Source organism: Pseudomonas sp. G11 (assembly GCF_029457515.1).
Taxonomy (GTDB): domain Bacteria; phylum Pseudomonadota; class Gammaproteobacteria; order Pseudomonadales; family Pseudomonadaceae; genus Aquipseudomonas; species Aquipseudomonas gorinensis.
In genome coordinates, this window is sequence record NZ_CP120377.1 from 2,793,574 (window position 1) to 2,816,440 (window position 22,867).

Here is a 22,867-nt window from a genome sequence, read left to right on the forward strand (position 1 = left end):
GAGCCCGAATAGAGAGCGACAACTTCCCGAAAGGGCCACGATCGTCATCATGAATTTAATGGTTGATGGCTTTTTTCAGGTAGGAAAACAGCTGGTCCTGGCAAGCCCTGTAGTGATTTTCAAGGTTCTCGACCTCCCACATGCGGGCGAGCCAGACCTCATCGCAGGCCTCTTCTAAATGGTTTACGGTTGTCATCCAACTGGTTTGGGCGTTCAGCGTCGCCTGCATTAATTGCAAGAACTCCTCATTAATGGGAAGGGTATTGGGTGTGGATTGTTTGAGGGGCATTAAAAGTACCAGGCAACAATTTTAATCAGGGTGGGGGTTTGTGCTGCCCACTATAAAACGCTGCTCGCAAAGGGCCATATTCGACGAATGGCTAACAAGTCGGGCACTCATAGTTGAATTTTTTAGGTGCGGGTATTCATCCGCTGGATAATATCGTTGTGGTGATAATCATTATTTGTTGCATTAAACCGATGATTCGATTCAGCCGATAAGTTGAGCCTTAAATAAACGCTCTTGAATGATCGGCTGCAACGCTATTGTTGTTGAGAGTGCAAACGCAATCAACGACCGTGGCGGTTTTCCAGGGCCGTAAATAACAACATGCCACTCAGCATGGCCACCATGAACACCAACGCTTGCCAATGCCCGGTCAGCAGGATGGCCACGGCCGGCCCAGGACAAATTCCGGCGATCCCCCAACCGATGCCAAATAACAGGCTGCCGCCGATCAGGCGCCGGTCCAACTCACGCTTGGCAGGGAATTGCATGGGCGCGCCCAGGAGCGAACGGGCGTGTCGGCGTGCCCAGGTCAGCGGGCCAATCGCGACGGCAATGGCGCCGCCCATGACCAGCGCCAGGGACGGGTCCCAGGCCCCAGCCAAATCCAGGAACGCGAGCACTTTGCTCGGGTTGGCCATGCCGGCCAGCAGCAGGCCCAGACCGAACAGCAGGCCGGCGATGAATGCCGTGACTTTGAGCATGTTCAAACCCCCAGTAGATGACGCAGCACAAACACCGTCAGGAATCCGCTGGCCATGAAACAAACCGTGGCGACCATTGAGCGCGGCGAAAGGCGTGATAAGCCACACACCCCATGGCCACTGGTGCAACCTGAGCCATACCGCGTACCAACCCCCACCAGCACACCGGCGACGATCAGCCCGAGCCCGCCGCTCTGGAACTCAATCGCCGGCAGCGCGGCAAACAAGCCCCATAGCAGCGGCGCGACCAGCAGGCCCAGCAGAAACAGCGCTTTTTCACTTACGCCTTCGCCACCGCGCTGCAGCAGGCTGCCGATCAGGCCGCTGATGCCGGCGATGCGGCCGTTGCCGACGGCGAACAGGCTGGCCGCCAGGCCAATCAATGCGCCGCCTGCCAGGGACGACCAGGGGGTGAAGTTGAGCCAGTCGACAGTCATGGGGTTTCTCCTGTGCACATCTTGGGGGACTGGCGCGGTTCAGGCGCGCCTGAAAGTCGCTCGTTCAGGTTCATGTATTAATCGCCTTGACCAGCAGGGCCACCGCCACCAGCATCGACACGGCGGCAAACCCTCGTTGCAGGTGGGGCCCCGCCAGCCGAGCCGCGATCAGGCGTCCGCCGGCCATGCCAGACAATGCGCCCAGAGAGAACGGCAGCGCAATTGCCCACTGCAAATGCCCGGCCGCCGAACTGGCCGCAACGCCGGAAATGGACACCAGCGCTATCACCGCCAGAGACGTTGCCAGCACCGACTGCGTGGTCAAATTCGTGTATCGCTGCAGCGCCGGTACCATCACAAAGCCGCCCCCCACGCCGAGCAGGCCCGACAGCCCGCCCGCGACTATGCCAGACACGGTGAGCGCCCAGGCGCACGGCGCCGTCCAGTTCAGCTTTCCGCGCTGGGGGTTCAATACGCAAGGCGGCTTGGGCGCGACGGCGGTCTTCGAGGCCGGGGAGGGCGGCAACGAGCGTTTGAATACCCGGAACGCCACGTACATCAGCACGCATGCAAACAGGACCGTTAACGGACGATTCGGTGTGCGTTGTGCCAACCAAAGGCCCAGGGGCGAACAGACGATCCCCGCGGCCGCGATCAACAACGCGGCCTTGTAGCGGACGGTGCCGTTCTTGAGGCCCATCACCGCGCCCAGAGTCGCGGCCAGCCCGACCGCCAGCAGGCCAATAGGCCCGGCCTCGGCCATGCTCAAGCCCGCCCCGAATACCAGTAACGGCACCGCGAGTATGCCGCCGCCGGCACCGGTCAGGGCCAGAATCACGCCCACCGTGAGCCCCAGTAGTAAGACGATGATCATCTGAGTGTCCTTGCCTTCTGCGCGGCATTCATTGGTCGGTCAACTCGGGTTTCGCCAGCCACTCCCGCCCCTTGAGCATGCCCTTCCAGTACAGCGGTGGAAGAATCCGCTCTTTGAGCAGCCAGGCCAGCCTGGAAGGTCGAGTGCCGTCGATCAGCCATGACGGGAAGCTGGGGGCGACCTTGCCGCCGTAGGTGAACTCCGCCAATACAATCTTGCCGCGCTCCACCGTCAGAGGGCAGGAGCCGTAACCGTCGTACTGGGCGACGCCGGTTGCCTTACCGAGTGCCGCCAACACGTTATGGGCCACCACCGGTGCCTGCTTGCGCGCGGCGGCGGCTGTCTTGGCGTTACTGGTGTTGGCTACGTCGCCCAGGGCGTGAATGTTGGCCCAGGTTTTATGGCGCAGCGTGGCGGGCTCGACATCTACCCAACCCGCCGCGTCTGCCAGGGGGCTGACCCGAATGAAATCCGGCGCGATCTGCGGCGGCACCACATGCAGCAAATCAAACTCGCGCGTCACCCGGCGAGCGCTGCCATCGGCGTGTACGCTGCTGAACGTGGCGGTGCGTGCCGGGCCATCGACGTGGGTGAGGGTATTGCCGAAATTCAGGTCGATCCCATACGCCGTGACATATTCCATCAACGCCGGCACATAGTCGGCCACCCCGAACAGCACCGCGCCGGCGCTGTGGAACTCGATGTCGACGGCATCCAGCACACCGCTGCGTTTCCAATGATCGGCCGACAAGTACATGGCTTTTTGCGGTGCCCCGGCACATTTGATCGGCATGGGCGGCTGCGTGAAAATCGCCCGGCCACCGCGCAAGTGTTGCACCTGTTCCCAGGTATAAGGCGCCAGGTGATACAGGTAATTGGAGGTCACGCCGTTGCGCCCCAGGGTCTCTGATAAGCCCTCGATGGCATGCCAATCGAGCTTCAGGCCGGGGCAGACGATCAGTTGCTCGTATTTGACCACCCGGCAGCCATCCAGAATGACCGCGTTTCTCTCGGGTTCGAAGGCCGCCACCGCGGCCTTGATCCAATGCACGCCGCGGGGCAGGGTGGCGCCCATGGTGTGGGCCGTTTGACGCGCATCGAACACACCGCCGCCGACCAGCGTCCAGCCAGGTTGGTAGTAATGCACATCGGCCGGGTCGACGATCGCGATGTCGAGCCCCGGCGCGCGGGCCAGCAGGCTGGAGGCGGTGGCGATACCCGCCGCGCCAGCGCCGATGATCACCACGGTGTGCTGCGCCTCAGCCACTTCGACCGGCGTGCGGCCCTGGTTCGCAATCCGCCGAATCACGCCTTTCATGTCGAAGCCGGCTTTTTTGGCGCTTTCGACGATGTGCGGCAGGTCGTGCTGACCTGCTTGTGACAGCGCCCACATTGTGGTCGAGCGCATACCGGAGCGGCAATAGGCCAACACCGGCTTGGGCAGTGTTTCCAACAGTTGGCCGAAGGCAATCCCTTGCTCGTCGGTGACTTTGCCCGATTCGGCGGGTAGATAGTGCGCCTCGATGCCGACCGCGTCGGCGGCGCGTTTGATTTCGGCAAACAACGGTTGGTCAGCGCCCTCACCATCGGGGCGGTTGCACACGATGGCTCGAAAGCCGGCGGCTTTCAGTTCGGCCAGTTGGCTGGGGAAAATCTGTTCTGATACTGATAGAGCAGGTGCAAGGCTGCGGATATCCATACGTGTCTCCGTGATGGGGATTTTTCTTATGTGTTTTTTTGGGTAGGAAATGTCAGACGACGTTGAGGGGGATTTTCAGGTAGCGGGTACCGTTGGCTTCAGGCGCAGGTAAATGCCCGGCGCGGATGTTGACCTGGACCGAGGGCAGGATCAGGGTCGGCATGTCCAGCGCTGCATCGCGCTTGGTGCGCATCGCTACGAACGCCTCCTCGCTGATGCCATTACGCACATGCACGTTGAGTTCGCGCTGTTCGGCAACGGTGCTGACGAATTGCACCTCGCGCCCGCCCGGCTGGTAGTCGTGGCACATGTACAGCAACGTCTGCGCGGGCAGGCTCAGGACTTTGTTGATGGACTGGAACAGCGTGCGCGCGTTACCGCCGGGGAAGTCACAGCGGGCGGTGCCGTAGTCGGGCATGAACAGGGTATCGCCGACAAACGCCGCCGTTTCGCTGCCATTGCTGATCAGGTAGGTCATGCAGGCCGGCGTATGGCCGGGGGTATGCAGCGTAGAGCAGTGCAGCGTGCCGATACGGAACGTTTCCTCGTTGGCGAACAGGTGATCGAACTGGCTGCCGTCGCGGGGCATATCGCTGCCGGCATTGAACAGCGTGCCGAACACCTTTTGCACCGTCGAAATCTGGCTGCCGATGCCTATTTTTCCACCGAGCTTTTCCTTCAGGTAGGGCGCGGCGGTCAGGTGGTCGGCGTGGACGTGGGTCTCCAGAATCCACTCGACCTGCGCATTCAGCGCGTTCACCCGGGCTATCAGGCGGTCGGCAGAGGTGGTGGCGGTGTGGCCTGATTTGGGCTCGTAATCCAAAACGCTGTCGATGATCGCGCAGTGGTGGGTGGCTTCATCCAGCACCAGATAGCTGACGGTATGGGTAGCAGGATCGAAGAAGCCTTCGACGTGAAGTTTGGCGCGCATGAACGGTCTCCTTGAGGGGGCTTTTTTACCGAGCCACTTAGACTAAGGACTGACGGTGCAATAAGTTTGCCAGGCGATGGCGCTCACCAAATCGTATGATATCCAATTGATTTTATTGGGCTTTGTATTTGTGTATGGGCGTGTTCGGGCCTCTGTCGGATGGGGTTTTCTGCCATTGGCAGTGCCTGTTGACAGAGGTGGCAGTGCCACAACAGGATAGAAGAATGGATTCCAGGAGCCATGATGAAGACTTTCCAGCCGACCCCCACCAACGCCGTGCCCCCTCCGGATCAAGTGCAGTCGCTTGTTTCGTTTTTGGAGCACGAACCCAACCCCATGATCGTGCTTGATCCGGACTACAACATCCTGGCGGCCAACACGGCCTATCAGCGTCAGTTCGGCAGCGCCGACAAGCCCTTCATCGGGCATAAGTGCTATCAGATCTCCCACCATTACGACGTCCCGTGTGATCAGGCAGGTGAGAATTGCCCGATGAAAAAAGCCCAGGAGATGCGTGGGCCGGATCGTGTCTTGCACATCCACCACACGCCTCGGGGGCCTGAGCATGTCGACGTGGAATTGCGCCCGATCCTCGACGAGCATGGGGTGATTACCGCCTATGTGGAGCGCCTGACACTGGTACGCAGCGCCTCGGCGCGCCCCAGCGACGAAGGGTTGGTCGGCTGTTCACCGGCTTTCAACCTCGCCCTGTCGGAGTTGCAACGGGTGGCGCCCTCCATGCTGCCGGTGCTGCTGCTGGGGGAATCGGGCACCGGTAAAGAGCTGTTCGCGCGCGCCGTCCATGAAACCAGCGAGCGGGCCGCCGGGCCGTTTGTGGTGGTGGATTGCTCGGGCTTGACCGAAACGCTGTTCGAGAGCGAGCTGTTCGGCCATGAAAAAGGCGCCTTTACCGGCGCCGTCACGCGCAAGCCCGGCTTGGTCGAAACCGCCCAGGGCGGCACATTATTCCTGGATGAAATTGGCGATGTGCCGCTGGCCATGCAGGTGAAACTGTTGCGCCTGATCGAATCCTCGACTTATCGCCGGGTTGGCAGTGTCGAGACCTGTCACGCCAATTTCAGATTGATTGCCGCCACCCACAAACCGCTGGAAAAGATGATGGAAAAAGGCGAGTTCAGGCAGGACCTGTACTATCGCATCAGCGCCTTCCCGATTCACTTGCCACCCTTGCGTAACCGGGTCGAAGACATCGGCTTGCTGGCCAATTCCTTTCTGCAGCGTGGCGGTGCCGGCAAGCGCCGTCTGACCCTCGACCCTGAAGCCTTGGCAAGGCTCCAGCAGTACCCTTGGCCTGGCAATATCCGTGAGTTACGCAATGCGCTGGAAAGAGCCAGCCTGTTCGCTGACGACGGCGTCATCCGTGCCGTCCATTTACCCCAGGCATGCGTGGCGCTGCCGCCTCAGGCTGTGGCTTCGACCCCGTTCGACAGCAACACGCTGGCGCAGGCCCTGGCGACATTCAAAGGCACCCGCAGCGAGTTGGCCAGGCACCTGGGCATCAGTGACAGGACCTTGTACCGACGCCTGAAAGAACAGGGCCTGGCCTAGGCAGTCTCCGACTGCCAGCGCGCTGCCAACCTGGCAGATTGGCAGCGCGCTGGTCTGCCAATTCCCGCTTAATTCAACCCGATCACATCGTAACTGTCTGTTTTATAAGCATATAAATACAGAATCAGGCCTTGGCATGCCCTGTGCTAATTGCCTGGCATGACCATTTCCGACAAACGCCTGCTACGCCATCTGCTCACCGCGGTGCTGATCAAGCTCGTGCTGCTGAGCGTGCTGTGGTGGCTGTTCGTCCGGGATTCGCACGTCACTGTCGACCCGAACACGGTCGGCAACCGATTCGGTGTACCCACCTCGACTCAAGGGGCAAGCAAGTGATCTCAGAACAACTGGTGGATTTGTCACGGCTGCAGTTCGCAGCGACTGCGCTATACCACTTTCTTTTCGTGCCGCTGACGGTGGGCATGGTGTGGCTGCTGGTCATCATGGAGAGCGTCTATGTGATGACCGGGAATGTCATCTGGAAAGATATGACGCGCTTTTGGGGCAAGTTATTCGGCATCAACTTCGCCTTGGGGGTGACCACCGGCATCACCTTGGAATTTCAGTTCGGCACCAACTGGGCGTACTACTCCCACTACGTGGGCGACATCTTCGGCGCCCCGCTGGCCATTGAGGGGTTGATGGCGTTTTTCCTCGAATCGACCATGATCGGGCTGTTCTTTTTTGGCTGGGATCGCCTGAAGAAAGAGCATCACTTGCTGGTCACGCTGCTGATGGCCATCGGTACCAACCTGTCGGCGTTGTGGATATTGATCGCCAATGGCTGGATGCAGAACCCGGTGGGCTCGGAGTTCAGCTACATCACCATGCGCATGGAGATGGTGGATTTCTGGGCGGTGGTGTTCAACCCGGTGGCCCAGGCCAAGTTTGTCCACACGGTATCTGCCGGTTATGTCACCGGCTCGATGTTTGTGTTGTCGATCTCCAGTTGGTACTTGCTCAAGGGGCGTGACATCGAGTTCGCCAAGCGCAGTTTTCGGGTGGCGGCTGCCTTCGGCCTGGCCTCGGTGCTGAGCGTCATCGTGCTGGGGGATGAATCGGGTTACACGGTGGGCGAGGCGCAGCAAACCAAGCTCGCGGCCATGGAGGCCATGTGGGAAACCAAGCCGGCGCCGGCGGGGCTAACCTTGCTGGCCAGCATCAATGAAGCCGAATCCCGGAACAACTGGGAAGTCGACGTGCCGTGGGTGATGGGCTTGATCGGCACGCGCTCGGTGAGCAAACAGATTCCCGGCATTCATGACATCAAAGAGAAAAACCGTGCGCGCATCCTGCGTGGCATTACCGCGGTCAATGCGCTGGAAGCCCTGCGCGCCGATCGCACCGATAAGGCGGCGTTCGAGACCTTCGAAGCGTACAAGGCCGACCTCGGCTTTGGCCTGCTGCTTAAAAAGTACGTCGCGGATGTCAACCAGGCCACCCCGGCCATTATCGACAAGGCGGTGAACGATACCGTACCGCGCGTAACCCCGATGTTCTGGGCGTTCCGGGCCATGGTCGCGCTGGGTTTCGCCATGCTCCTGCTGTTCGGGCTGGCCTTCTGGAGCACCTTGAAGTCGGCCTGCACACGCCGCCGCTGGCTGCTGCGTTGGGCGCTCTGCATGCTCCCCGCGCCCTGGCTGGCCTGCGAGCTGGGCTGGTTCGTCGCTGAATACGGTCGTCAACCCTGGACCATCTACGGCGTGCTGCCCACCCACATGAGCGTCTCCACGCTGAGCATCAACAACCTCTATGGCTCGCTGGCAGGATTCGTCGCTTTCTACACCGTGCTGCTGGTGGTTGAAATGTTCCTGATGGTCAAGTTCGCCCGCCAAGGGCCCGGCAGCCTCGGAACCGGCCGTTATGCCCACGATGCCAACCTGAAGGAACTCCACCATGCTTGATTACGTCACCCTGAAAATTATCTGGTGGGCACTGGTCGGCGTACTGCTGATCGGCTTCGCCATCATGGACGGCCACGACATGGGGGGCGGCACCCTGCTGCCCTTTGTGGGCCGCACGGACCTGGAGCGCCGCGTCGCGATCAACACGGTGGGGCCGCACTGGGACGGCAACCAAGTGTGGTTCATCACGGCGGGCGGCGCGTTGTTCGCGGCCTGGCCGGTGGTGTATGCCACTGCGTTCAGCGGGTTTTACTGGGCGATGATCCTGGTCCTGTGGGCGTTGTTTTTCCGCCCCGTGGGGTTCGACTATCGCAGCAAGATCCACAACGCCAGATGGCGCAGCACCTGGGACTGGGGGCTGTTTGTCGGCGGGGCCGTGCCGCCGCTGGTGTTCGGCATCGCGTTCGGCAACCTGTTGCAAGGTGTACCGTTCCACTTCAGCGACCTGCTCGTATCGACGTACACCGGGAGTTTCTGGCAACTGCTGAACCCCTTCGCGCTGCTGACCGGGGTGGTGAGCAGTGCAATGATCACGCTGCAAGGCGGTACGTACCTGGCGCACCGCACTGAAGGGGCGATCCAGGCCCGGGCGATCAAAGGCGGGGTGGGCGCGGCGTTGGTGCTGCTCTGCACATTTGTGATCGCTGGCATCTGGTTGCAATGGATCGACGGCTATCGCATTACCTCGGTGGTGGATACCGCCGGGCTGCCGGACATTCTCAACAAGACGGTAGTGCGCGAAGCCGGTGCCTGGATGGCCAATTACGGCCATTACCCTTGGCTGTGGCTGCTGCCCGTGCTGGGCTTGGTCGGCGCAGCCGCTGCCGCGTTGTTGCTGATGATGCGGCGGACCCTGGCCGCGTTCGTCGCGTCGTCGCTCGCGGTGATCGGCGTGATCAGCACGGCCGGTGTCTCGATGTTTCCCTTCGTCATGCCGTCGTCATCGGTACCGGCGGCCAGCCTGACCGTGTGGGACAGCGTTGCCAGTCATCTGAGCCTGGCGATTATGTTCTGGGCCACGCTGATTTTCATGCCGCTGATCGTGATCTACACCTCATGGGCCTATCGCGTCATGCGCGGCAAGGTCACCGTGGCGCAGATCAAAGCCAACGAACATTCAGCCTACTAGCGTCATCGGAGGAGCAACGACTATGTGGTATTTCGCCTGGATGCTGGGAGTCGGCTTTGCACTGCTGCTGGCCATATTAAATGCGATGTGGGGCGAGAACGAAGCCGGCCGCGCCCTGAACGATCGTGACGAGACGCGGCCATGACGCCGCGTGCCGCCGACGCACCGGCGCCCTCACAGCTACACCTGCTGAGCTTGCTGCTTGCGATCGCGATGATGCTAGCGTGTACGCTCTATCCGCCGATGATGACCGCGCCAGATGGCCGCGCTGATCATGGGCTGGCAACGGCGTTGTTCACCGCGATGAGCGTGGCCTTTGTCAGGGGCGTGGGGTTTGTGCCACGCAGGCGTGTGTGGCGCGGGTTGTTCTCGGGCTGGACCTGCCTGGCCGCACTGGCCCTGGCGGGCGCGCTGAAGTTCCTGCGCTGAAGGCGCGACGATCCCGAAGCTACGGTGGCATCTCTTTGCCGTAGCGGGATCGTCGAGCCTTGCGCACGCGGCGGCGCCGGAATGCTGGAAGCCTCAGAACGTCTGGCCCATGGAAAACTGGAAGATCTGCTTGTCCGCGTTCTCCGGCGTGCGGATCGGATACGCCAGGTTGACACTCAAGGGCCCCAGCGGGCTGTACCACGTCACGCCCACCCCCACTGAGCTGGCCATCTGGCTCAGGTCCACACTGCCGCAGCCTTGGGTGGTGCTCAGGTAGCATTTGTCCGAATACACCGAGCCCATGTCCCAGAACAGCGAGGTGCGCACGGATTTGTTGTCCTTGATAAAAGGCACTGGGAACAAGTACTCCGCGCCCCCGGTAATCAGGATATTGCCGCCCAACGCATCGGTATCGCGGTCTGAATAGTACGCCTGACCGGCGCTGGCATAGGTGCCGGTCGCCGGGGTGCTGCGCGGGCCGAGGGTGCCACTTTTAAAACCGCGCACCGTGCCTTCGCCGCCCGCGGTATAGCTTTCATAGAAGGGCAGCCCGTCCGTGGCGCCATAACCGTTGCCGTAACCGAGCTTGGTATGCAGGCGCAGGGCCGTGGTGTTGCTGACGGGCAGGAAGGTTTGCCCCGTGTAGTCGACTTTGTAGAAGCTCAGGTCACTGCCGGGCACCGTCACGGTCAGGTTGAGGTTTTGCGAGTGCCCGCGCGTGGCCAATACGCCCTTGTTCAAGGTCGACTCCGACCAGCCCAGGTTGGCCTTGAAGTTGGTGAACTGCTTGCCTTCGCGTTCGATGAAATCGTAGATCTCGTCGGCGCTGTAAGTGCCTGGCTCGATGCTGTCGTGTTGGGCTGTCAGGCCGAAACTCAGGCGTGAAGTCTCATTGATCGGGTAACCGAGGGTGGCGCCCAGGCCAAAACTGTTGATGGCGTAATAAGACACCCCATCATCGTAGTATTTGTTGTAGTCGGTCTTGTTGTAGAACGCGTTGTAACCCAGGCTCACCCCGTCGGCCGTGAAGTAAGGGTCGGTGAAACCGATGTTGTACTTGCTCTGGTAGGACGAACGGGTCAGCCCCAGGCTGGCGTAATTACCCGTGCCGAGAAAGTTGTTCTGGGTAATCGAGCCGCCGAGGATCAGCCCCGAACTCTGGGCGAAGCCGATGCTGGCGGTGATCGAGCCGGAGGCTTGTTCTTCCACGGCGTAGTTCACATCCAGCTGGTCATCCACCCCGGCGACTGCCGGCGTCTCGACATTCACCTCCTTGAAGAACCCCAGGCGCTCCAGGCGGACCTTGGATTGGTCGATCAGGTAGGTCGACGCCCAGCCACCCTCCATCTGGCGCATTTCGCGGCGCAACACCTGGTCGTCGGTCTTGGTATTGCCCCGGAAGTTGATGCGATTGACGTAAGCCCGCTTGCCGGGGTCGACGCTGAAGAGGATGTCGACCGTATGGTCGGCGTCATGGACCTGGGGCGTACCGTTGACGTTGGCGAACGTATAGCCTTCGTTGCCCAGGCGGCGGGTAATCAACTCCGAGGTGGTGGTCATCAATTTGCGCGAGAACACCTGGCCCTTTTGCACCAGCAGCAATGATTGGAGCTGGTCTTGCGGGACTTTCAGCTCGCCGCTCAACTTGACGTCGCGCACCGTGTATTTCTGGCCTTCCTGGATGTTCACGGTGATGTAGACGTGCTTTTTGTCCGGGGTCATGGACACCTGGGTCGAGCTGATGTCCATGTTGATGTAGCCACGGTCCAGGTAATAGGAGCGCAGCCGTTCGAGGTCGCCGGAGAGTTTCTCCCGCGCGTATTTATCGTCGTTCTTGAAAAATGACAGCCAGTTGCTGGTCTTGAGCGTGAAGGTATCGGTCAAGGCGTCGTCGGGGAATACCGTATTGCCCACCACGTTGATGTGCTGGATCGACGCCACTTCACCTTCATCGATCTTGATCTTCACGCCGACCCGGTTGCGCGGCTGGGCGATGACCTCGGTGTCGACCGACGCCGAATAGCGGCCCTGGGCAACGTACTGACGCTGCAACTCATTGCGCACACCCTCCAGGGTGGCACGCTGGAATATCTCACCTTCGGCAAGCCCGCTCTGCTTCATGCCCTTCATCAAGTCGTCGGTGGAGATCGCCTTGTTGCCTTCGAATTCGATACTGGCAACCGAAGGACGCTCGACTACATTGATAATCAGCACGTCGCCTTCGCGGCTCAACTGGATGTCCTGGAAGAACCCGGTCTTGAACAACGCACGCGTGGAGTCCACCAGGCGCCGGTCATCCGCTTCGTCGCCGACATTCAGCGGCAGTGCGCCGAACACGCTGCCCGCCGAGACCCGTTGCAGGCCATTGATTCGAATATCCGAGATTTTGAAGCCTTGGGCGAGTGCCAGTGAGGCATTGAGCAGCAGCGCAACCGAGCAGAGCAGGCGCGAAAAATTCATCAAGATCTTTTCCAGAACACATCGACAAGCAGCGCCGGCGCGCTTGGATCACTCGCCGACCGGTGAAGGGCGAGCATACGAGCGCGGGGCGTTTGGTGCGGTTAACCGAATGTCAAGTTAGGTAAAGGTTGGCCCGAATCGCTGCTGCAAGGCTGATAATGCGCACCCACCCCACAGACGAGCCGGCAATGATCTCCGTACTGTTAGTCGACGACGACCAGGAATTGACTGGAATGCTGAGCCAGTACCTGGCGTGTGAAGGCTTCGAAGCCACGGCCGTGCACACGGGCGAGGAGGGCGAGGCCGAAGCGCTGTCGGGCCGCTACAGCATTGTGGTGCTGGATGTCATGCTGCCCCAGCGCTCGGGCATCGAGGTGCTGCGGCGTATCCGCATGGTCAGCCAGGTGCCCGTGGTGCTGCTGACCGCCCGTGGCGACAACATCGATCGCATCACCGGCCTGGAGCTGGGCGCCGACGATTATGTGCCCAAGCCCAGTTCCCCAGGCGAGCTGGTGGCACGCCTGCGCGCCATCATGCGCAGGGTGCAGGCGGCGGGTCAGCCGACCACTGAGGTGATCAAGACCGGCTCGCTGGTGTTGTGGCCAGGCAAGCGTGAGGCCCTGTGGAACGGCGCCGAGCTGGGTGTGACCAGCACCGAGTTCAGCCTGCTCGAAGAGCTGGCCCGCAGCGCCGGCCAGGTGGTAAGCAAAAAAGACCTGTCGCTCAACGCCCTGGGCTGTCCGCTGACCCGCTACGATCGGCGCATTGACGTGCACATCAGCAGCATCCGGCAAAAGCTGGGGCCGCGCCCGGATGCCAAGGCCTGGATCCAGAGCGTGCGCGGGCTTGGCTACCTGTTGATTGCCGAATGAGCACGCCCGGCCTGCTGTTCTGGAAGCTGTTCCTGGCTTTCTGGCTGGCGACCACCTTGACGTTCCTGGTGGGCGTCGGTGTGCTTGAGGTGGGCCGTTTCCGCCCGGGCGACCCGCATGTGGAGGCGATCCTCGCCAGCGAAAAGAGGCTGCTGCAACAGTTTGGTGTCCAAGCCGCCGGCCAGCTTCTGACGGTATGGGAGCGGCCGCCGGATGAGGCCATCGGGGTCTATGACAGCACCGGCCAGTTGCTGGTTGGCGCTCCCGTTGCACAGCCGGCCTATGAGCAAGCGGTCACCAGCCGGGAGGGCCTGGCGCTGTCTCTGCGGTCGACCCATGCGCCGGGTAATGACGCAGGCAGGCCGTGGCCCCAGATCCCGCTGATCATCGGTACGCTGATGAGTGCGCTGTTCAGCGGTTACATGGCGTACTACCTGGCCTGGCCCTTGGCGCACTTGCGTCGGGCAATGAGCGATGTGGCCCAGGGGCGTTTCGAAACCCGGGTCAAGCCGTCCATGGGCAAGCGCCGCGATGAAATCGTCGACCTGGCCGAAGACTGCGACCGCATGGCCAACCAGTTGAAGGTATTGGTGCAAGCCCAGCAGCACCTGCTGCACGACATCTCCCATGAGCTGCGCTCGCCGCTGACGCGCATGCAAGCGGCCATCGGCCTGTTGCGCCAGGACGCCGCGCGCCTGGAAATGCTCGAACGCATCGAGCGCGAATCCGAACGCATGGACACCCTGATCGAAGCGTTGCTGACCCTGGCTCGCCTGCAAGGCCGGCCCGAAAGCATCGAGCGCGAGCCGGTGGATATCGTCGAATTGCTGGCGATGATTGTCGAAGATGCGCAGTTCGAAGCCGGTATCAAGGGCTGCCGCGTTCATCTGCAGGCTTGCCCGCCGTTTATCGCCTGTGTCAGCGGCGAGTTGCTGTACCGCTGCTTTGAGAATGTGATCCGCAACGCTGTGCGCTATACCCGACCGGGTACTACCGTGCGGGTCTCGGCGCACGTCAATGCCGAGGCGAATCGCTTGAGCGTGCGCATCAGCGACCAAGGCCCGGGGGTGCAGCATGACCGGCTGCACAGCATCTTCCAGCCGTTCGAGCGCGGCGTGGGCGATGCCACTGTCGGCTTTGGCCTGGGCCTGGCCATCGCCGCGCGGGCGGTGCAGATGCACGGCGGCACTATCGAGGCGCGCAATGAGATGGGGGGAGGGCTGACCGTGGAGGTCAACCTGCACAGCGCGCGATCTTTACACGACATTACATTGGCTTGACCGCCCTGTACGTCGCCGCTCATTAGACTGGTCGCCAGTGATCGAGCGGAGATGGCAATGTTTCAGGTGCATAAAAAGGGCTTTGTGCCCGGCAGGAAAATGGTCGACGGCCTGGTCCCGTATGATTTCTTTTGCGAAGACAGCCCGGCGATCAATCTCTTCGTGTTTACCGGCGCGGCCACCCCAGGCGCAAGCGTCGAAGAGCAGACGCTGTGGGGCTTCACCCGGCTGGAGCGGTTCGAGGCGATGACCAGCGTGCTGGTGGGCAACAAGCAACAGGTCGGCTGGTTTCAAAGCGTCAATGTGCTGACCGGGCCTGACCTGAACGGTACGCAAAGCGTGAAATTCCAGCGCGTGCTGAAAATCATCAAGCACGCGAGCGCCACGCGCAAAGTCGACTACGAGATCCTGACCGACGAAGGCGACACCTACTTCACCCGGCCGACCGTCGCGCCGAACTGTGCGCAAACCGTCATCTATTCGGCCGACACCTCCGCTCAGCGTGGGTAAACACGCCATGAAGGCGGCGTAAGGAGTACTCGAACTTTTTTTGTGAATGATTTTCGTCGAAGCCTGTCCCTTTTTTTCACCTCACCGGTCATTCCAGGTAAGTGAACAAAATCGAGAGCTTCTTCCAATGCCCGCAGTCCTCCCCTTGCGCTTGCGCCCGTTGCTCAAACTGAGCCTGGTGCTGAGCCTCAGCGCCAGCCCGTTGTTTGTCCCGCTCAGCTATGCCGAAGACACCGCCGCCCGCCGCAGCTACCAGGTGCCCGCGGGGAGCCTGAGTGCCGCGCTGACCCGCTTCGCCGGGTTGTCAGGCGTCAACCTGTCGGTGGACCCGGCGCTGGTCAGCGGGCGCAGCAGCGCTGGGTTGTCCGGTGAGTACGGCGTGGAGGAGGGCTTTGCGCGTTTGCTGCAAGGCTCGGGCCTGCAACTGCAATCGATGGGCGAGCAGGCCTACATGCTGGTGCCGGTACCGGATGGCAGCAGCCTGGAGCTGGCGCCGACGTCCATCCTCGGCACCACGGGCCTGTATGACGGCGATACCTACGCTGGCGGCCAGGTGGCGCGCCGTGGCTCGCAAGGCTTGCTGGGCACGCGGGACTTCATGGAAACGCCGTTCAGCATGACCACCTACACCCAGGACACGGTCAAGAACCAGCAGGCGCGCACCCTCGGCGACCTGATCGCCAGCGACCCCTCGGTACGCGCCACTAACCCGGCCGGCGGGCGGTATGAACAGTTCACCATTCGCGGCTTCAGCCTGTTCAACAGTGATGTGGCCTACAACGGCCTGTACGGCGTGCTGCCCACTTACACCATCGACATGGAAATGGCCGACCGCGTCGATATCTTCAAAGGCCCCACCCAGTTGATCAACGGCATCTCGCCGCGCGGCAGCGTGGGCGGCGGCATCAACGTGGTGCCCAAGCGCGCCACCGACAAGGACATCACCTCGTTTACCGGTACCTGGGCCTCCGACAGCCAGGCGGGCGGGGCGGTGGATGTGGGGCGGCGCTTTGGCGAGGACAACAAGTTCGGCCTGCGTTTCAATGGCGTGAAGCAATCTGGCGATACCACCTGGGACCACCAGAGCGTCGACCGCGAAATGGCGGTGCTGGGCCTGGATTTCCGTGGCGAACGCCTGCGCCTTTCCACCGATATCGGCCACACCGAACGCGATACCGATGCGCCACAGGAACGTGTGCAAGTGGCCGCCGCCGCGCCAGTGCCGAGCGCCAACGATGTGCGCCACAACTACGCGCAATCCTGGAGCAAGGCCAGCACCAACGACACCTTCGGTACCGTGAATGCCGAATATGACCTCAGCGATTCGGTGATGCTCTACGGCGGTGTGGGCGCGCGTAAAAGCAACCACGACTTCCTGCGTCATGCGGTGTCCGTGACCAATGCGGCCGGCGATTTCACGGTGCAGCCCCGTGATTTCACCCGTGATGAAAATGTGCACACCTACAACGCGGGGGTGCGCAACTGGTTTCACACCGGGCCGGTGAGCCATGAGGTCAACCTGGCCGCCAGCTACTTCTATATGGACTTCACCAACGGCGGCGCGCGTTATGCGAACGCGTCGAGCAATCTCTACAACCCCGTGCAAACTGCGACGCCGTCCGTGGCCACGCGCCAGGATGCGAAGGTCTACACCGAGAACAAGTTCAGTGGCGTGGCCTTGTCCGACACCCTCGGCTTCTTCGATGATCGCCTGCTGTTGACCCTTGGCGCGCGCTGGCAGCGGGTCAAGGTGGATGACTGGAACAATGGGGTCAAAGGCCTCACCGGCTACGACGAAGAAAAGATCTCGCCATCCGGCGGCTTGCTGTTCAAAGCCACCGACAAACTGTCGCTGTACGCCAACTACATGGAGGGCTTGAGCCAGGGCAAGATCGCGCCGTCCACGTCGAGGAATGAAGACGAGATCTTCCCGCCGTTTATCAGCCGCCAGGTCGAAGTCGGCGCCAAATACGACGCCGGAGCCTTCGCCGTGACCGCCGCCGTGTTCCGCATCAAGCAACCGGCCTATGAAACCAACGCCACCTCGCGGTTATTCGGCCCCAACGGCAAGCGCCAGAACCAAGGGGCGGAAGTCAGCGTGTTCGGTGAACCGCTCAAGGGCGTCCGCCTGCTCGGTGGGGTGATGTACATCGACAGCGAACTGACGCACACCACCAACGGTACCTACGACGGCAACCGCGCGCCGGCCACGCCCAAGTACAACGTCAACCTCGGCGCCGAGTGGGACGTACCGACCCTCGAAGGCTTGACCCTGACCAGCCGCGGCATCTACTCCAGTTCGCAGTACCTGGACCCGTCCAACGTCAAGGAAATCGACGCCTGGAACCGCATCGACGTCGGCGCACGCTATGCCTTCAAGGTGGATGACAAGCACATCACCCTGCGGGCCAATGTCGAGAACGTCGCCGATAAGCGCTATTGGAGCTCGGCGGGTGCGTCGGATGACAGCGAGCCGGGGCTGACCCTGTCGACCCCACGCACCTACCTGCTGTCTGCCACCGTCGATTTCTAATACCCGCGCCCCTGTATGGATTGATGGCTGGTTGTGGCGAGCGGGCTTGCCCCGCGTTGGGCTGCGAAGCAGCCCCAAGACACCGTCCCGGAGCTGCCTGACACACTGCAGCGCTCTTATTGGGGCCGCTTCGCGACCCAACGCGGGGCAAGCCCTAATGCCGTTCAGTTAAGGCTTTTTGTAGGAGCGAGCTTGCTCGCGAAGAACTCACAGGCGCCGCGCTCACTCAGGAAACACGCGTTATCGTTGACGTTTTTCGCGAGCAAGCTCGCTCCTACAGAAGGCGATGTACGCTTAACTGAATGGTATTAGGGCAAGCCCGCTCGCCGTTCAGTTAAGGCTTTTTTGTAGGAGCGAGCTTGCTCGCGAAGAACTCACAGGCGCCGCGTTCACTCAGGAAACACGCGTTATCGTTGACGTTTTTCGCGAGCAAGCTCGCTCCTACAGAAGGCGATGTACGCTTAACTGAATGGTATTAGGGCAAGCCCGCTCGCCGTTCAGTTAAGGCTTTTTTGTAGGAGCGAGCTTGCTCGCGAAGAACTCACAGGCGCCGCGTTCACTCAGGAAACACGCGTTATCGTTGACGTTTTTCGCGAGCAAGCTCGCTCCTACAGAAGGCGATGTACGCTTAACTGAATGGTATTAGGGCAAGCCCGCTCGCCGTTCAGTTAAGGCTTTTTTGTAGGAGCGAGCTTGCTCGCGAAGAACTCACAGGCGCCGCGCTCACTCAGGAAACACGCGTTATCGTTGACGTTTTTCGCGAGCAAGAACTAGGCGTCCCCCTCGCTCCTACAGAAGGCGATGTACGCTTAACTGAATGGTATTAGGGCAAGCCCGCTTGCCACAGTTACTGTGTTCTTCCTTTACTGACAGGCATCAGGGCTTGCCCCGGGCGGTCGGAAGCCTTGGAGGATGAGGTACAGCGTTTGAACCGGTTGGACTGCCGCCTGATCGAACGGGAAAGCGCCTGAGCTTTATTTGCGGCCCAGGGGCAATTTGGATACGGTGCAAGCCTGCCCACAAGGACCTCCCCATGACCGAGCCTGCCCCCAAGACCCGCCGCGCGCCCAAAGGTGAAAAACGCCGCGAAGAGCTGTTGGACGCGGCCTTGCAGGTGTTTTCCCTGGAGGGTTACAGCGGCGCTTCGGTGGCCAAGGTGGCGGCCATCGTCGGTATTTCCGTGGCCGGTGTGCTGCATCACTTCCCCAGCAAAATTTCATTATTGATGGGCGTGTTGCAACGTCGCGACGAGGTCAATCAACGGATTGCCGATGAAGTGCGCGCGGAGAAGTCGCTGACCGGGTTGCTCGGCAGCCTGCGCGCGATCAACCGTTCGAACGCCACCGCGCCGGGCGTGGTGCGCGCGTTTACCATCTTGAATGCCGAAAGCCTGCTCGACACCCAACCGGCCTGGGCCTGGTTCCAGGCGCGCTATGCGGCGATTCAGCAACGTATGCAGGGGCAGTTTGCCGACCTGGTCGCAGCGGGGGAGGTGCGCAGCGATGTGGACATCGCCGGGCTGGTGGAAGAAATCCTGGCCATGATGGACGGCTTGCAGATCCAGTGGCTGCGCTTTCCGGAGCAGGTGGACCTGGTGGCGCGGTTTGACAGCTACATCGCGCGGGTCGAGGCAGCCATCAGAACTTGAGTCGAACACAGTCAAATGTGGGAGGGGCGGTGCGACGATTCGACTTGCCCCCGATGGCGGCCTCTGGGCCGACTATTTTTTTGGATTGGACCGGGTACATATCCGTTGCTGCGGTAACGGCCACTTAGGGTTCCGCCCTTACGGCGGCTCACTTTGGAAAAGCCCCAAAGTAAGCAAAGGGCTCTTGCCCCACCACTCGGCACCTCGCCCAGGCTCGGTGTGCCCGCAATCCGACAGTGATTTGGGGGGCCGCCGCCACGCGCCATCCATGGCGCGGGGCGGCTAAACCGGCATCCCTGCCGGTTTACCCCCCAAATCACTATCGAATTGCGGCCAGCGTGGTTTAACGGGGCGCCTGAGATCAAGATCAAGATCTAAAGCAAGATCAAGGGCGGCTCGCTTCGCATCGTGGTTACCGTTGGCTAATACAACGTTGTGTAGATACCCATGCTCATCGGGGGCAAGTCGAATCGTCGCACCGCCCCTCCCACAGAGGTCAGTTACCGGTGGCACTGCCCTGGCTGCTGTCATCGCTCATGTCATAGCCATCACCGTCGCTGGTGCCGCTATCCCCTTCATTTTGATGCAGCACACCGCCGGTCTTCACCGCCGATTCACGTAGCGTCGAGTTGAGCGCCGAGCGCGGCAGTGGGTTGCTGGTGGTGGTCGACAGTTCCTGGCGGAACGGGTTGACCAGCTTGGCGTTCAGGCGAATGTCCTGGGACGACGCGCCCACCGACAGGTTGAAGCTGTCGGCATCCACGACCCATTGCTTGCTCGCGACGTCGTAGTAGGCCAGCGAGCGATCGTTGAGCTCGATAGTCACGCGCTTGCTCTCGCCCGGCTTCAAGAACACTTTCTTGTAGCCCTTGAGTTCCTTGATCGCGCGTTCGACTTTCGGGTTGTTCTGGCCCACGTACAACTCGGCCACTTCGGCGCCCGCGACCTTGCCGGTGTTGGCCAGGTCGAACGACACCTTGATCGGCGCACCGGCCACCGCCACCCCAGGGGTCACGCTGATGTTGCTGTAGCCGAAGGTGGTGTACGACAAGCCGTAGCCGAACGGGTAGAGCGGCTTGATGCCCTTTTTCTCGTAGCCGCGATAGCCCAGGAACAGGTCGTCCTTGTAGCTCATCTCGGCCAGGGTTTCCTGGTTGTCGAACTTGGGGAAGGTCGCGTAGATCGGGTTGTCTTCGATGTTGCGCTCGATGCTGATCGGCAGCTTGGCCGACGGGTTGACCTTGCCCAGCAGGATCTCCGCCAACGCCTGGCCGCCGTTCTGCCCAGGGTAGAACGCATGCAGCGCGGCCGGTACCTGGTCGATCCAGTCGCTCATCTTCAAGCCGGTACCGCCGTGCAGGGTGACCACGGTATTCGGGTTGACCTTGGCGATGCTCTGGATCAGCAGGTTCTGGTACTCGGGCAGGTCGAAACTGTGATCGAAGCCTTCGCCTTCGTATTCATTGCTGTTACCGGCCGCGACCAATACCGCGTCGTACTGGGCCAGGTCCTGCGGTGCCACCAGCGAGGCCCAGCTCATCTGCACGCCCACCAGGCCGCCCATGGTCGACAGGTAGCCGTTGCGGCGTGAGTATTCCAGCTTGATGTCGACCGGTTTGCCGGCTTCCAGGTTGACCTTGGCAAACACCGGAATGGTCGGCGGAATACTGTTGTTCGGCAGCGGTTTGCCGTCGCCGTTGTCGAGGACTTTCTGGCCGTTGACGTAGAGGCGCACGGCGCCGTCGGCACGCACCTTGAACACCTGCTCGCCGCTGACCGTCGGGGTGATCTGGCCGCTGTAGCGAATCGAGGTGGCGGCGGTATCGCCGTTCACTGGGAGGCTGTCGGTGGACCAGTCCAGGTCGACATGGGTGTCGGTGCGGCTGGCGGCCGGGTCGCCGGACCAGTTGGTGTTGCTGAAGAACTCGGTCTTCAAGCCTTTGACGCGGTTGCCATGGCTGTCGGCGTGGGTCCAGGTCGAGGTGGCGGGGTCCAGGGACAGCCCGTCGATGAACTCGACCTTGGCGCCCGGCGCCAGTTGCTGCAAGCCGCTCAGCTCACTGATGTAGTTGGCGGCCATGACGTTGGCGCTGCCAAAACCGGTAGGTGGCGCGTACTTGGCCAGGGTGCCGACCACGGCGATGCGCTTGACCTTTTTGGCGTCCAGCGGCAGCAGGCTGTGCTGGTTTTTCAGCAGCACGATGCCTTCGCGGGCAGCGTTCAGGGCCACGCGGTTGCTGGTGGCGCTGTTCATGTTGTGGCTGGTCAGCGGCGCCTTGCTGTCGAACTTGTACAGGTAGATCTGCTTGAGGATGCGGCGCACCTTGTCATCGATGGTCGCGCTGCTTAGCTCGCCGCTGTCCAGGTACGGCTTGAGGATGGTGCTGTTCATCTGGTAGCCCATCATGTCCAGGTCGGTACCCGCCTGTGCCGCCGGCAAGCCGTTGACCACTGCGTTGTAGTCGCTCTGCACGAAGCCTGGGTAGCCCCATTCGGTCTTGAGGATGTCACGCATCAGGTGCTTGTTCTGGCAGGCGAACTCGCCGTTCACCTGCTGGAAGGCGCACATCATCATCGCGACCTTGCTGTTCTTCGAGGCGGACTCGAACGGCGGCAGGGTCATCTCGCGCAGCACGCGCTCGCTGATGATTTCATTGAGGTGGAAGCGGTTGCTTTCCTGGTCGTTGGCGGCGAAATGCTTGGCGTTGGCCCACACACCACGCGACTGAATGCCGTTGATCACCGCCGGCCCCAGGCTGGCGCCCAGGAACGGATCTTCACCGGACAAGTACTCGAACGCCCGGCCGCTGTACGGCATGCGGTAGAGGTTCACGCCTGGGCCGGTGACGAACTGATAGCCGCCACTGGCGGTGTCATAGCCCAGGGCACGGCCCAGGTCGATGGCGCGACGTGGGTTCCAGCTGGCGGCCAGGTTCGGCCCCGACGGGTAGACCACGCCCTGCGCGTTGCCTTCGCTGGTGTAGCGCACGCCCACGCCGCCATCGGCGCCGTGAATCTGCGGGATGCCGTACTGGGTCAGTGGCTTGACGTCCCAGCCTCCGGTGCCGCCGATGTAGGCGAGTTTTTCTTCCATCGTCATCTTCGCCAGGGTCTTGTCCGCGGCTTTTTCCGCGCGGCTTACCCGGCCTTCATCCAGGGCGGGGCTGGTGGCCGCATGCACCTGGGACACGGCCAGTGCCAGCAGGGCGAATGCCGACTGTGCACCGATCATTTTGCGTTTATTCATGGGACTCTCCGACAACAGTTCAGTAAACATGGCGCGCCGAGAAGTGCGTATTGCACTGCACCTCGTCACTTTTTTCTGGGCAAAAGTTGCCCGTGATCGCAATTTTTAACCGATGGCTAATTGCAACTATTTGGCGAAATTCGCAGTTTTATAAGTGTAATAATTGTATTGGTTATTGTTGTGGGTAGTGTCTAGGCGATATCACGGCATGGCATTTTGAACCGCGAAAACGGCATAATTAAGGCAATTCTTGCGCTTGTAAGTCAAACGAAAGCTAATTTTTGCGTGAAATAAGAAATAATTTCTTACGTTCTGGAACTAAGACTAAACCTACCAGTCGATTGGTTTAACAAAA

The 22,867-nt window shown here is 61.1% G+C and carries 19 protein-coding genes; 11 read left to right on the forward strand and 8 right to left on the reverse strand.

The annotated features are described in order from the left end of the window. Window positions 1-55: 55 nt before the first annotated feature. From P2T68_RS13000 to P2T68_RS13025, 6 genes are all read right to left on the reverse strand, one after another. The gene (locus P2T68_RS13000; protein WP_024076434.1) at window positions 56-289 is read right to left on the reverse strand and encodes a hypothetical protein; all 234 of its coding nucleotides are present in this window, start codon (window positions 287-289) and stop codon (window positions 56-58) included. A gap of 281 nt (window positions 290-570) precedes the next feature. Further along, entirely contained in the window at window positions 571-990 is a 420-nt protein-coding gene (locus tag P2T68_RS13005; protein WP_024076433.1) for a DUF6691 family protein, read from the reverse strand. A 2-nt stretch (window positions 991-992) separates the two neighbouring features. Continuing rightward, the gene (locus P2T68_RS13010; protein WP_024076432.1) at window positions 993-1,427 is read right to left on the reverse strand and encodes a YeeE/YedE family protein; all 435 of its coding nucleotides are present in this window, start codon (window positions 1,425-1,427) and stop codon (window positions 993-995) included. Between the two features lie 70 nt (window positions 1,428-1,497). Then, window positions 1,498-2,301, reverse strand: coding sequence for a sulfite exporter TauE/SafE family protein (locus P2T68_RS13015; protein WP_024076431.1), 804 nt, complete (start codon window positions 2,299-2,301; stop codon window positions 1,498-1,500). Window positions 2,302-2,329: 28 nt separating this feature from the next. Continuing rightward, a complete protein-coding gene (locus P2T68_RS13020; RefSeq protein WP_102624005.1) occupies window positions 2,330-4,000 on the reverse strand; it encodes a bifunctional protein tyrosine phosphatase family protein/NAD(P)/FAD-dependent oxidoreductase in 1,671 nt (556 codons plus the stop codon). Between the two features lie 52 nt (window positions 4,001-4,052). After that, window positions 4,053-4,931 (reverse strand): MBL fold metallo-hydrolase, encoded by an 879-nt coding sequence (locus P2T68_RS13025; protein ID WP_102624006.1) that lies wholly within the window; start codon window positions 4,929-4,931, stop codon window positions 4,053-4,055. A 243-nt stretch (window positions 4,932-5,174) separates the two neighbouring features. On the opposite strand from P2T68_RS13025, the gene P2T68_RS13030 reads away from it, so the two are divergent. From P2T68_RS13030 to P2T68_RS13055, 6 genes are all read left to right on the forward strand, one after another. Beyond that, entirely contained in the window at window positions 5,175-6,500 is a 1,326-nt protein-coding gene (locus P2T68_RS13030; protein WP_093235417.1) for a sigma 54-interacting transcriptional regulator, read from the forward strand. 159 nt (window positions 6,501-6,659) lie between these two features. Next, complete coding sequence (gene cydP / locus P2T68_RS13035) at window positions 6,660-6,836, forward strand: cytochrome oxidase putative small subunit CydP (RefSeq protein ID WP_024076427.1); 177 nt, start codon at window positions 6,660-6,662, stop codon at window positions 6,834-6,836. Continuing rightward, the gene (locus tag P2T68_RS13040) at window positions 6,833-8,404 is read left to right on the forward strand and encodes a cytochrome ubiquinol oxidase subunit I (RefSeq protein WP_024076426.1); all 1,572 of its coding nucleotides are present in this window, start codon (window positions 6,833-6,835) and stop codon (window positions 8,402-8,404) included. The genes cydP and P2T68_RS13040 overlap by 4 nt, the downstream gene beginning before the upstream one ends. After that, a complete protein-coding gene (gene cydB, locus P2T68_RS13045; protein WP_024076425.1) occupies window positions 8,397-9,533 on the forward strand; it encodes a cytochrome d ubiquinol oxidase subunit II in 1,137 nt (378 codons plus the stop codon). The genes P2T68_RS13040 and cydB overlap by 8 nt, the downstream gene beginning before the upstream one ends. Window positions 9,534-9,555: 22 nt before the next feature. Continuing rightward, the gene (gene cydX, locus P2T68_RS13050) at window positions 9,556-9,678 is read left to right on the forward strand and encodes a cytochrome bd-I oxidase subunit CydX (RefSeq protein ID WP_024076424.1); all 123 of its coding nucleotides are present in this window, start codon (window positions 9,556-9,558) and stop codon (window positions 9,676-9,678) included. Next, a complete protein-coding gene (locus P2T68_RS13055) occupies window positions 9,675-9,962 on the forward strand; it encodes a cyd operon YbgE family protein (protein ID WP_024076423.1) in 288 nt (95 codons plus the stop codon). Before cydX ends, P2T68_RS13055 begins: the two co-directional genes overlap by 4 nt. A 93-nt stretch (window positions 9,963-10,055) precedes the next feature. Here the strand turns inward: P2T68_RS13055 and bamA are convergent, their stop codons facing one another. After that, window positions 10,056-12,422: an outer membrane protein assembly factor BamA gene (gene bamA, locus P2T68_RS13060; RefSeq protein WP_193689573.1), complete on the reverse strand. Its 2,367-nt coding sequence runs from the start codon at window positions 12,420-12,422 to the stop codon at window positions 10,056-10,058. 188 nt (window positions 12,423-12,610) lie between these two features. Here bamA and P2T68_RS13065 point away from each other — a divergent pair, with 188 nt between their 5' ends. The 5 genes from P2T68_RS13065 to P2T68_RS13085 all read left to right on the forward strand — a co-directional run bounded on the left by P2T68_RS13065 (window position 12,611) and on the right by P2T68_RS13085 (window position 19,265). Further along, the gene (locus P2T68_RS13065; protein WP_277379443.1) at window positions 12,611-13,294 is read left to right on the forward strand and encodes a response regulator transcription factor; all 684 of its coding nucleotides are present in this window, start codon (window positions 12,611-12,613) and stop codon (window positions 13,292-13,294) included. Next, window positions 13,291-14,574, forward strand: a complete 1,284-nt coding sequence (locus P2T68_RS13070; RefSeq protein ID WP_150296286.1) for an ATP-binding protein — start codon at window positions 13,291-13,293, stop codon at window positions 14,572-14,574. Before P2T68_RS13065 ends, P2T68_RS13070 begins: the two co-directional genes overlap by 4 nt. Window positions 14,575-14,631: 57 nt before the next feature. After that, window positions 14,632-15,084: a hypothetical protein gene (locus tag P2T68_RS13075; RefSeq protein ID WP_277379444.1), complete on the forward strand. Its 453-nt coding sequence runs from the start codon at window positions 14,632-14,634 to the stop codon at window positions 15,082-15,084. A gap of 127 nt (window positions 15,085-15,211) precedes the next feature. Next, the gene (locus P2T68_RS13080) at window positions 15,212-17,617 is read left to right on the forward strand and encodes a TonB-dependent receptor (protein ID WP_277379445.1); all 2,406 of its coding nucleotides are present in this window, start codon (window positions 15,212-15,214) and stop codon (window positions 17,615-17,617) included. A gap of 1,033 nt (window positions 17,618-18,650) precedes the next feature. Next, window positions 18,651-19,265 (forward strand): TetR/AcrR family transcriptional regulator, encoded by a 615-nt coding sequence (locus P2T68_RS13085; protein ID WP_024076417.1) that lies wholly within the window; start codon window positions 18,651-18,653, stop codon window positions 19,263-19,265. 496 nt (window positions 19,266-19,761) lie between these two features. Here P2T68_RS13085 and P2T68_RS13090 read toward each other — a convergent pair whose 3' ends face one another. Next, the gene (locus tag P2T68_RS13090) at window positions 19,762-22,512 is read right to left on the reverse strand and encodes a glycoside hydrolase family 3 C-terminal domain-containing protein (protein WP_150054225.1); all 2,751 of its coding nucleotides are present in this window, start codon (window positions 22,510-22,512) and stop codon (window positions 19,762-19,764) included. Window positions 22,513-22,867: the final 355 nt, after the last annotated feature.